The sequence below is a fragment of the Pseudomonas sp. 5Vm1k genome (assembly GCF_056161485.1).
Genome location: NZ_JBSPCZ010000025.1, coordinates 67,443 through 78,658, shown reverse-complemented (window position 1 = coordinate 78,658; position 11,216 = coordinate 67,443). Strand labels below are relative to the sequence as shown.

Annotated in this window: 8 protein-coding genes and 1 pseudogene; 3 read left to right on the top strand and 6 right to left on the bottom strand. The window is 61.1% G+C overall.

Annotated features, from left to right (window positions below; translation table 11 throughout):
* Positions 1–529: 529 nt before the first annotated feature.
* From nudE to ACWIKB_RS30545, 3 genes are all read right to left on the bottom strand, one after another.
* Positions 530–1,078: an ADP compounds hydrolase NudE gene (gene nudE / locus ACWIKB_RS30555; protein ID WP_401325113.1), complete on the bottom strand. Its 549-nt coding sequence runs from the start codon at positions 1,076–1,078 to the stop codon at positions 530–532.
* An 86-nt stretch (positions 1,079–1,164) separates the two neighbouring features.
* Positions 1,165–2,295 carry a helix-turn-helix transcriptional regulator gene (locus ACWIKB_RS30550; protein WP_475271227.1) on the bottom strand — a complete coding sequence of 377 codons (1,131 nt, stop codon included), beginning with the start codon at positions 2,293–2,295 and terminating at the stop codon, positions 1,165–1,167.
* A 134-nt stretch (positions 2,296–2,429) separates the two neighbouring features.
* On the bottom strand, positions 2,430–3,473 hold the full coding sequence (locus tag ACWIKB_RS30545; protein WP_401325119.1) for a 3-ketosteroid-9-alpha-monooxygenase, oxygenase component: 1,044 nt from the start codon (positions 3,471–3,473) through the stop codon (positions 2,430–2,432).
* Between the two features lie 145 nt (positions 3,474–3,618).
* Between ACWIKB_RS30545 and ACWIKB_RS30540 the strand changes: the two genes are divergently transcribed.
* From ACWIKB_RS30540 to ACWIKB_RS30530, 3 genes and pseudogenes are all read left to right on the top strand, one after another.
* Positions 3,619–4,458: an SDR family NAD(P)-dependent oxidoreductase gene (locus ACWIKB_RS30540; protein WP_475271226.1), complete on the top strand. Its 840-nt coding sequence runs from the start codon at positions 3,619–3,621 to the stop codon at positions 4,456–4,458.
* Positions 4,445–5,371 carry an alpha/beta hydrolase gene (locus tag ACWIKB_RS30535; protein ID WP_475271225.1) on the top strand — a complete coding sequence of 309 codons (927 nt, stop codon included), beginning with the start codon at positions 4,445–4,447 and terminating at the stop codon, positions 5,369–5,371. The genes ACWIKB_RS30540 and ACWIKB_RS30535 overlap by 14 nt, the downstream gene beginning before the upstream one ends.
* A pseudogene (locus tag ACWIKB_RS30530) lies at positions 5,368–6,492 on the top strand (3,4-dihydroxy-2-butanone-4-phosphate synthase). Before ACWIKB_RS30535 ends, ACWIKB_RS30530 begins: the two are co-directional and overlap by 4 nt.
* A 468-nt stretch (positions 6,493–6,960) precedes the next feature.
* Here the strand turns inward: ACWIKB_RS30530 and surE are convergent.
* The 3 genes from surE to ACWIKB_RS30515 form a co-directional block, all read right to left on the bottom strand.
* A complete protein-coding gene (gene surE, locus ACWIKB_RS30525; protein WP_475271224.1) occupies positions 6,961–7,938 on the bottom strand; it encodes a 5'/3'-nucleotidase SurE in 978 nt (325 codons plus the stop codon).
* Between the two features lie 78 nt (positions 7,939–8,016).
* Positions 8,017–9,396 (bottom strand): DUF1329 domain-containing protein, encoded by a 1,380-nt coding sequence (locus tag ACWIKB_RS30520; RefSeq protein WP_475271223.1) that lies wholly within the window; start codon positions 9,394–9,396, stop codon positions 8,017–8,019.
* Between the two features lie 23 nt (positions 9,397–9,419).
* Positions 9,420–10,997, bottom strand: a complete 1,578-nt coding sequence (locus ACWIKB_RS30515; protein ID WP_475271222.1) for a DUF1302 domain-containing protein — start codon at positions 10,995–10,997, stop codon at positions 9,420–9,422.
* Positions 10,998–11,216: the final 219 nt, after the last annotated feature.

Sequence of the window (11,216 nt, the reverse complement as noted above, 5' to 3'; positions counted from 1 at the left end):
ATGGCAGAGATCCAATGTGGGAGCGGGCTTGCTTGCGAAGGCGGTTCGGCAGGCAACATTGATGTTGAATGTACCGGCCCTTTCGCGAGCAAGCCCGCTCCCACAGGGATGGCGTGGCGGTCCGGGAATTTGCGGCCAATCCCAATCCCCCGTAGGAGCGAGGCTTGCCCGCGAAGGCGATGTGTCAGGCGACATAAATGCTGAACGTGCCGGCCTCTTCGCGAGCAGGCTCGCTCCCACAGGGGGATGTTTGTCGAACACAGAGTTGATGTATGGCAGAGATCCAATGTGGGAGCGGGCTTGCTCGCGAAGGCGGTTCGGCAGGCAACATTGATGTTGAATGTGCCGGCCCTTTCGCGAGCAAGCCCACTCCCACAGGGACGGCGTGGCGGTCCGGGAATTTGCGGCCAATCTCAATCCCCGTAGGAGCGAGGCTTGCCCGCGAAGGCGATGTGGCAGGCGACATCAATGCTGAACGTGCCGGCCTGTTCGCGGGCAAGCCTTGCTCCTACGAGGGGTGGTGTTTGGGTTAGCCGCGCCGGGCGAGGGCGCCCATGGCCATGAACAACGCCGCGATGGCGCGGGCTTCGTTGAGTTCGCCGCGGGCGACGAGGTCGGGGATTTGCGTCAAGGGGACGCGCAGGCATTCCAGTGGTTCGGGTTCGTCGCCTTCGAGTTGGCACGGGCTCAGTTGTTCGGCCAGCACCACGCGGCAGGAATGGCACAGGTGACCCGGTGCCAGGGTCAATTCCCCCAGTTCGCTGAGGCGTGCGGCGCGCAGCCCGACTTCTTCGCTGAGTTCCCGTTGCGCAGCTTGCAAGTAGTCTTCGTGAGGTTCGGCGCCGCCCTTGGGCAGACCCAGCACGGTTTTTTCGACGCCCACCGCGTATTCCCGCACCAGCAATACATGCAGCGGATCGGGCATCGCCACCAGCATCACCGAGCGATAACCGGTGCCGCGCAGGCGTTCGTAAATGCGCTGCTGGCCATTGCTGAATTGCAGGTGCAGGGCTTCGATCTGGAAATAGCCGCTTTCGGCCAGCAGTTCAGTCTTGAGGATGGTTGGACAGTTGCGCATGGTCAGGCCCCTGGTTGGGATAAGCCACTGTGCGCCGTGCCGGCAGGGCCGCCATCGTCCGAGCGGACGAGGGCGGAAGTTGAACGTCAGCCGAGGGTCGCCACGCTGCGCAGGATCAGGCGCACCAGCATGGTCTGGCGGGTCACGCCGGTCTTGGAGAAGGTTGAGCGCAAGTGCGCACGCGAGGTGTTACGGCTGATGCCCAATTCTTCAGAGGCTTCGTCGAGGGTCAAGCCGTTGGCCAGCAACATCGCCAGTTGCGTTTCGGCCGGAGTGAAGTCGAACAGTGCGCGGACGATTTCCTGGGGCGCGGTGGACTGTTGCTCCGGGTCGCTGATAAAAATCACCACGGTGGGGCACTGCTTGCCTTCGCTCCAGTCCGACAGCGGCACCGAGCGCACGATGATCCCCAGGTCCGCACGCCCGGATGGCCGTTGCACGCGCAAGGCCTCGACCACCGACGGGTTGCTGCTTTTTTGCGAGAGCAGCGATTGCTTCACCAAGCGTCGAAACTCTTGGGTATCGCGTGCGGTGCCGACTTGCAGGCCGTCGTTGACCAGTTTGATGCCGTCCTTTTCCTGAATCAGCCGATCGGCAACCTGGTTGGTCTGCAGCACTTTACCGGCCTCATCGAGGATGATCGTGCCGACCGCCATCTGATTCACCGCGCCAGCGTACAGGTTGCGCTCGGCTTCGATGCGGTTGAGCTGCATGTGGATCTTTATCGAGCGTTCCAGGTGTGGAATGAAGTGTGTCAGCAACGCTTTCTCTTCGTTTCCAAAAGCCTTGTCGTCGCGTCCGCGACTGATGCGGATGCGGCACTGCGCACCGTCACTGGTATTGATATCGGCGCCGAGGATGTGGAACACATCCACCGGTTCAAGGAAATTCTTGTAGAACTCCGAGTGCTGCCAATCATCGTTGGAGACAAACTCGGCGAGGGTCACAACCTGGCGGTTGGGCAGATCGACAAAGGGGTCGAGGGTGAAAAAATGCTTGTTATACGACGCGGTGGCCTCGGTCGAGGTGCCGGTGGTGTTGACCATCAATCCGTCCACATGCGCGCTGGGCGGACGCAGGATGAAGGTCACGTACTTGCTTTCCAGATACACGTTGAGCTGATTGAGAAAGGTCGCCCAGGGAATGGTTTCCAGCGGTCCCTGATAAAGGTTGCCGAGTAGATCACTGAACGTATCGAGGCTAAGGCTCTGCTGCATAGGAAAAACCGTTCTTATTATTAGCGTTGGCGGTGGCCGAGAATAAGCGCCGAGATCGAGTCCTTGCAACGCACGGGCGCAGCGCCTGACGGGCGGCTGCCGGTCAGGCGCGGGGAGCGCGAAAGCCCCCCTAATCAGACCCGTTCGCTGGCGCGCACATCAAAACGTTTGTGCTCCAGCACGTCCGCCGACAGTGCTTCAACGTCGGTGTAGAACTGCTCATACCAGCGGCGCAATTGATAGACCGGGCCGTCGCCGTCGCACAACAACGGGTTATCGACGCGGGTCTTGCTGTGCCAGATCGTCACGTCTTCGTAGAAGGCCTCCTGGGCCTGTTGCACATAAGCTTTAGCCATCGCCTGATTCTGTTCTTCACTGAGCCCCGGGATTTTTTTCACCAGCACGCCGTAGCGCAGGGTGAAGCTGTCGAGGTCGATCGGCACGTGGCAATTGAGCAGGATCGAGTGAATCGGCTGGCCGTTCATCGCGCCGGTCATTTCGGTGATCTGATAAGCCGGGCCGTAGTAGGTGGCCACGGTGCTCAGTGCGCTGTCACCGGACAGGCGCTCGCTACGGGCGCTCATGATCTGGGTCGCCAGATGGCCTTCAAAGACGTTACTGAAACGTTCGACCGGTGCGCCATGCACCGTGCCGAAATGCGCCATGTCGGCGACGTTGTCGATCAGTTCGCGGCAATTGGTCTCGATCTGCAATTCGGCGACTTCCCACTCGGCCCACTCGTCACTGAAGCAGGCGTCGATGCGCGGGATGCGTTGCTCGGGCAGCGGCGGATTGCCTTGCGGGTCATTCCAGATGAACAGCAACTGGTTTTCTTCCATCAGCGGCCAGCTCTTGAGTCTGGCCCGCGGTGGAATGCGTTTGGCGTAAGGAATGTCATCGCAGACGCCATCGGCGCCCCAGCGCCAGGCGTGGAACGGGCAACGAATCGAGTTGCCCTCAACGCAACCGGTACTCAGGTCGGCGCCCATGTGCGGGCAATAACCGTCAAGGATGTGCAACTCGCCGTCTTCGCCCTGGAAGGCCACCAACCGGGTGCCGAACACCTCCAGGCGGTGGGCCTTGCCATCGCGGTACCGGGCGGCGAGGCCCAGGCAATGCCAGCCGCGGGCATAGCGGTCTTCCAGCAGTTTGGCTTCGATGCGGTGCAGGGTACTCATCTTATTATTCTCCCAGGGTTCACGGGTTTGGCGCCTGTCACGGATTCTGCCGCCCCTGTAGAAGCGGGCATCGTCTGAATGGACGATGGCCGGTTGACGCGCGCCCGCTCTACTGACGCCATTGGACCCATGGCAGGAGTTGGCGATGAGTAATGAACAAGGGCCGGTCGCGGTGATTACCGGGGCCGCCAGCGGTATCGGTCGAGGCCTGGCCGAACACGCAGCGAAGTTGGGCATGCGCCTGGTGCTGGCCGATCTGGACGCTCCGGGCCTGCACGCGTTATGTGATGAATTGAACGTTGGCGGCGCACAAGCAATTGACTGTGTCACGGACGTCGGTGATCTGGCACACGTCGAGCGCTTGCGTGATGTTGCTGTCGAGCACTTTGGCGGGGTGGATCTGCTGTTCAATAACGCCGGCGTGATGCAAACCGGCTACAGCTGGGAAATCAGTCAGGCGCAATGGCAGCGCATGCTCAACGTCAACCTCAACGGTGTGATCAATGGCATTCGCAGTTTCGTGCCGCTGTTTCTGCGCCAGGGACGGCCAGCCCATGTGATCAACACGGCGTCGCTAGCGGGCCTGCTCAGCAGCCCGTTGATGGCGCCTTACAACGTGACCAAACAGGCAGTGGTCGCGCTCTCGGAAACCCTGCATTACGAATTGACCATGTTGGGGGCGCAGGTGTCGGTTTCAGTGGTGTGCCCAGGGCCTGTGGCCAGTGAAATCATGGCCTCGAACCAGGTGGTGGATGCGACAGGTTCAGCCTTCAGCGAATTGCTCGACAGCAGCATTCGCCAAGGCATGACGCCGGGCGAACTGGCGGAACATGTGTTCGCCGCTATCGCGCAAAAACGCTTCTGGGTTTTTCCCCACAAAGGCTTCAAACCAGCGCTGGAGCGGCGGGTGCACAGCATCCTGGAAGAAACCAATCCGCAGTTTCAAATGACCGATGTAGAGGAACACGCCCATGCCGCTCGATAAGCAGATCGCCGCGGTGCTCCAGCAGTTCAGCGACCTGCCGGCGCCCGATTTCAGCCAGCTCGACGCCGCGCAATACCGGCAATTCTCCGACAACCTGCTGCCCGCGATACCCGGCGATCCGATGATCGAAGTGCGTCATTTGCAGGTTGCCGGAGCTGCCGGTGAGCTGGACGCGCGGCTGTATCGGCCCTTAGAGGAAGACAATCTGCCGCTGCTGGTGTTTTTCCATGGCGGCGGTTTTGTCATGGGCAACCTCGATACCCACGATAACCTTTGCCGTTCGCTGGCCCGCCAGACGGAGGCGGTGGTGGTGTCTGTGGCTTATCGCCTGGCGCCGGAACACCATTTTCCGGCTGCGCCGCTGGATTGCTACGCGGCCACCTGTTGGCTGGTCGATCACGCGGCCGAACTCGGCGTCGATGGCAGTCGTCTGGCGCTGGCCGGGGACAGCGCCGGGGGCAATCTGGCGCTCGCGGTCAGTCGTCTCGCTGCGCAACGCCAAGGGCCGAAGATCAGTTACCAGTGTCTGTTTTACCCGGTCACCGACGCCCGGTGTGACAGTCAATCCTATGAGGATTTTGCCGAGGGTTATTTCCTGACTGGCGCGATGATGTACTGGTTCTGGCAGCAGTATTTGCAGGACACCGGGCAGGGTGATGATCCGCTGGCCTCACCGTTGCGGGCCGAGAGCCTGGCGGATCTGCCGCCGACCACCCTGATCAGTGCCGGGTTTGATCCGTTGCGCGATGAGGGCGAGGCCTTTGCCCAGCGCCTGCGCGAGGCCGGCGTGCCGGTTCGGATGCAGCGTTGCGAAGGCATGATCCACGGGTTTATCAGCATGGCGCCGTTTGTCGAGGGTGCCGCACACGCATTGTCCGACGCGGCGGCCGACCTGCGCAGGGCACTCAATTGAACGGCGCGGCAAACCTGGCCTTCGACACCGTGCCGCAGCTGATCGAAGCGATTGCTGCCGGGCAGATGGTGGTGATCACCGACGACGAACACGCTGCTGAAGGCTCGTTGTTGATAGCCGCCGAACAGGCCGGCGCTGAAGCGGTTACGTTCATGGCGGTGCAGGCGCGCGGGTTGATTTGCCTGGCGTTGACCGAGCAGCGTTGTCGCGCGTTGGGGCTGGACCTGATGGTGCCCAATTCCCGGGCGCAGCATGGCGTGGGGTTTACCCGCTCGATTGAAGCGGCCACCGGCGTGTCCACGGGCATCAGCGCTGCGGATCGGGCGCGTTCGATTCAGGTGGCGGTCGACCCGGCCAGCGGTCCGGCGGACCTGGTTCAGCCGGGACATATCTTTCCGGTGCAGGCTTTGCCCGGTGGCGTCATGCAGCGCGCCGGGCATGTCGAGGCCGCTTGCGACCTGACGCGCCTGGCAGGTCTGCAACCGGCGGCGACTTTGGTGAGCATTCTCAATGAAGAGGGTGAACTGGCCCGTGGCATTGAACTGCACGAATTTGCCCGCCGCCATGGTCTGCGCATCGGCAACATTGCCGACCTGATCCACTACCGCATCCGCCACGAAGGCACGATTGAGCGCGGCGGCGAATACCCGTTGCACACCCGGCATGGCGAGTTTCAGGTGACGACCTATCAGGATACTTATCAGGGTTTGCTGCATCTGGCGCTGGTCAAAGGCCGGATCGACAGCGCCCAACCGATTCTGGTGCGGGTACAAAGCATCGAGACCTTGCGCGATGTCTTGGGCTGCGAAAGCGAAGACGGGCCGCAGCAATGGACACTGGAGCGTTCGCTGGCAAGCATCGCGGCGGCCGGTTGTGGGGTGCTGGTGTTGCTGGCGCAGAAGGAAACCGCCGAGGGCGTCCTCGAACAATTGCGTCAGCGCAGCGGTGGCAAACCTCGACTGCCGCAGTTCCCGCAACGGACCCTGGGCGTCGGCGCGTAGATCCTGCGCGATCAGAACGTACGCAAAATGCGCCTGATGAGCTCGCCGGTGCCGTACAAAGCTGTGTCCGGGTTTGACCTGGAAGTCACCGAGTTCGTACCGTTCCAACCCACCATCTGAGGCCAGCCGATAAACCTGCAGGAGCAAGGCTTGCCCGCGAAGGCGGAGTGTCAGTCAACATCATCGTTACAGACATACCGTCTTCGCGGGCAAGCCTCGCTCCTACAGGTTTTTGTGCCGGTCTCGGTATTTGTGAACGACCGTGATCCCCTGTGGGAGCGAGCTTGCTCGCGAAGGCTGAGTCACAGACAACATCAATATTGAACGTTCCGGCCTCCTCGCGGGCAAGCCTTGCTCCTACAGGTTTTTGTGCCGGTCTCGGTATTGGTGAACGACCTCGATCCCCTGTGGAAGCGGGCTTGCTCGCGAAGGCTGAGTCACAGACAACATCAATATTGAACGTGCCGGCCTCTTCGCGGGCAAGCCTTGCTCCTACAGGTTTGTGTCGGTCTCGGTATTGGTGAACGACCTCGATCCCCTGTGGGAGCGGGCTTGCTCGCGAAGGCAGTCAGATGAGTGATACAGATGTTAAGGCTTCACCCCTCGCAACATTTTCTTCGCCCGATCCTGCACCGCCTCCGGTGCACTCATGTTGCCGTCGATCACGGTAATCACCGCATGCCCCTGCCACAGCTGATACGCATCGGCCTTTTGCTGTGCTGCCGTTGGTGTCGCCGGGGCGACCAGATTGACGTGCACCACGCCGTCGGCGCCGCGCTGGGAGGTGAAGTTCACTCGGTCCCAATTGCCGATCGGGGCAAAGCTCACACCTTTGACTTCACGGGCTGGCAACGCCGGATAGTTGAGGTTCAACCCGCTGACGCCCGGCAAACCGAGTACGTTAAGTTCGCATGTGTGCTTGTTTTTGACGCAGGCCTGTCTGGCTTGAGCACCCGCTAGGCTCGCCTGTTCGATGACCTTCACTGCAAACCGCGCAGTGTCGTCCATCGCGCCGAGGGTTTTGCGGTAGCCGGCCTGTTGGTCGCGGATGATCAAGTCCATGTCGATGGCCGTCGACACCGCCACCGCCGGAATGCCCTTGAACATCGCACGCACGGCGGCGTTCAAGGTGCCGGACATTTGCGTCAGCGGGCCGACGTTTTCGCCAAAATTGCTGCCCGACACCACCAGGTCCGGTGGATTGTCCTTGAGTACCACGTCCAGGCCGACGTTGACCGCATCCACCGGAGTGCCAATCGCTGAGGTCTTGCTCGCGGGCGGGGTGTAGCCGTCGGGTGGTCCGACGCAAAATTTGCCGGGCGCCAGCTCGGTCACTGCCACAGCCTGGCCGGGCACGACCACGCTGGCGGCGCTGATGCCACTGCTGTCGTTCAATGGGCCAACGAGGGTCACCTTGTGCCCGGCGGCGGTCAGCGCGCGGTACATCGCATCGATACCGGGGGCACGGCAGCCGTCGTCGTTGGTCAGCAAGATGTTCAAGGCGTTGGCCTGCATCGACAGGCCGACGCTGGCCGTGGCGATCACGCCAATCAGCAATTTATTCATGGGAAAACGTCCGTGAAGTCAGCAAACAAAAAAAAGCAAAACGCCCCGACCGAAATAATCGGTCGAGGCGCCTGGGGCTTAGCGGGTGCCGAGTTTGCGCAGGTTGCCTGGGGTGAATTCGTCTTCACCGAAGGTGGTGGCGTTAAGCTTGGCCGGCTTTTGATCGACCAGCAGGCGGTCGACCAGATAGGACCCGGCGATCAGGTCGTGGTAAATCCCGAGGCGAGCGTGGTAGCGCTGCATCTCGTAGGCGTAGACCGAGGTCTGCATGTTGGTGCGCCACAGTTGCCCGCGGCTGTCGTAGTTGTCGGCCAGGGTCGCGGCCCAGGTGTCTTCGTCGAGGTACATCACGCGCTTGGCGTAAACATGTCGGGCACCTTCCTTGAGGGTGGCCTGCAGCACCCAGACGCGGTGCTTTTCGTAGCGCATGAACTGCGGATCGACGTGGCCGGTGGTGGCCAGAATCTGGTCGGTGCTCACGCTCGGGTCGTCGATCTTGTAGTTGTGATACGGGATGTAGATTTCTTTTTTGCCGACGATGGTCCAGTTGTAGCGATCCGGAGCGCCGTTGAACAAACGGTCTTCGTCATACACCCGGAAACCGCCGGCGCCGGTGGGCGAGTCATAACCCACGGTCGGCGCACGACGTACCCGACGTTGCCCCGGACTGTACTGCCAGGCTTGACGCGGCGAGGCGGTCGGGTTGATGAACTCGTGGCCCACAACGATCTCGCCTTTTTTGCGCACCGGTTCCAGGGTGGTGATCAAGAAGTTGGTGAGCACGCCGTTGGCGCTTTCCAGGGTTTTATCCGGGCTGGACCAGATCGAGAAGATCTTGTAATTGACCTCTTCCAGCACTCGCTCTTTATTGGAATAAACCACCGCTTGTTGGTAGTTGGCCTCTTCGGTATTGGCACGCCCGGCGAGCGTGTGGTTGAACATCAACTCGCTGCCGTTTTTCGGAATCGGGAACGGTGAAGCGGCCCAGGCGTTTTGCGTGTCGTTGTTGTCATTGGACAGTTCTGCGTTCACCGCGTTTTTCTTGACCGCATCTTCCAGTCGCTGGTCGAAACGGAAGTCCCGGTGGCTCGGGTACACCGGCATATTGAAGGTGGCAGGGTAGCGTTTGAGCAGCGCTTTCTCGCCATCGGTGAGGTTGTCGGCGTACTTGTCCATGTTCTGCGCATTGATCACGAACAGCGGCTTTTCGGCAGCGTACGGGTCCGGGTACGGCGTGCCGGGGCCGGCATATTTGAGTTGCGGCGGCAGGCCACGCCATTTGCCGGTCCAGGCCGGGATACTGCCGTCGGCATTGCCGGCTTTCTCGGCGCCCATCGGTGTCAGGTCCTTGCCCAGGCGCGCGGCTTCCTCCTCACTGACTTTGGCCTGAACCAGACCGCTGCCGAGCAGGCTGACGGCCAGCGCCGTGCCCAACAAAGTGTGGGTAAATCTAGACATGCTGTGCTCCTCCATCAGGGGAATCAAAACCGGTATTTGAAGTTGAGCGCGACGTTGTCGCGGTCGGCCAACGGGGCGTTGTTGGCGTTGCCCAGGTAGGCGTTGTAACGGGCTTCGACGGTGAAGTTGCCGAGGTAGCGCCACGAGCTGCCGATGCTGGCGCGGTCGTCGCCTTGCCCTGAGTTGATCGAACCCACCATCGAGCTGTCGCCGTGGGCGGCGGTGCTGAAAGTGATGGGCACCGACATGTCCCAGCCGCTGAACACGTCGTTGTAATCGAAGCTCGCCTGCACCGTGTAACCCCAGGCGTCGCGGTCGTAGACCAGGCTGTCGGTACCCGGCAACGAGACGCCGGGTGCCAGGTTCACTGGCTGCGACTTGTCGTTGCTGATCACGGTGTTGTAAACCAGCTCGCCGGTGAGGGTGGTGTTGTCGGCCCAGGAGGTCGGGCCGAGCACATAAATCATCGACGTCTGCGCCTGCACGGTTTTACCGCGCACCGGGCTGGAGAACCCGTTATCGACCATCACCGGTGTACCGTCGCGGTAGCTGACTTCACCGGCCCAGCTCACACTGCCGAGCACCGTGGAGAAGCTCGCGCCGAACAGGTCGATGTTGTCGAAGTAGCGAACTTGGTAACGTCCCAGCGTTGTCTGGAAATCCAGCGACGGGGTCTTGTCGTGATAACGCGAGTAGTAGACGCCGAACTCGGTGTTGTTCAGCGACGCGGCGGCATAGGTCAGCGCCACGCCGTACTGGCCGCTGTCGCTGGGCTTGTCGTCTTTAAGGCGCGTCAGGAAACCGGTGGAGTCGTTGAAACCCCCTTCGTCGATGAAGTCGGTGGTAGAGAAGTAGCTGCCGACGCCGAACAGCTCGGTTTTTTCCCATTTGTATTGGTAGTACGCCTGCAGATCGAGGCTGTCGGTCAGGCTGAACTGCGTGAACAGTTGGCCGACGGGCAGCAGAATTTCCTTGACCTCGACACCTGGCGTAGTCGATTTGGTTGCATCCACCGGGCTCTGCGCTGCGGAAATACCGGGGTAGAACAGGCTTTCACCCCAGCTCACCACTTGGTTGCCGAGCCGCGCGTTGAGGTTGTGCCCGCCCATGTCCCACGTGCCATAGGCGTAGTAGTCGAGCATGCGCAGTTCATTGCGGTGCTGATCGATGGTGTCTTGGGAGAACCGGTCGGGACGGCTGCAATGACCGCCGGCGAAGCAGTTCGAGGTGCCGCTGTCGTTGTCGTTGCCCTGGTCGTAAACGTTGTCGTAGAAACCCGTCGCCCGCAGGAACACCCCGTAGTCGTCACGCCACTTGATGTTGGCTTCGGTGAGGAAACCACTGCGGTTGTTGATCAGGCTGCCTTTGTCGAACGCGTTGTCGCCATCGTTGGCGTCAGCATTCCTCGTCAGCTTGTGATCGCGCGATTCGGTTCGCCACGCCAGGCTGTAAGTCAGCGTGGTGTCCCAGTCGACGCTCAAATCTTCGTTCGGCTGGAAACTCATCGCGCTGGCCTGGCTGCCCAGTCCACTGGCCAGCAACAACACGGCCAGCTGTACGCGAGGGTGAAGCGATGGTGGGGCGATTATTGTTTTTATCATGTCGTCCTCATGCCCAGGTCAGGCCTGCCCCGACCTGCAATTTCAGGGGGTGAGTGCTGCTGTGGGCGACTATGGAGTCAGCTTTGGGAAGCAACATCGTCCAAGCGGACTAAGCGATTTGCAGGGGGCAAACACCGGGTCGGTGTAGGAGCTGTCGAGTGCAACGAGGCTGCGATCTTTTGATTTTCAAAACGAAGGTCAAAAGATCGCAGCCTCGTT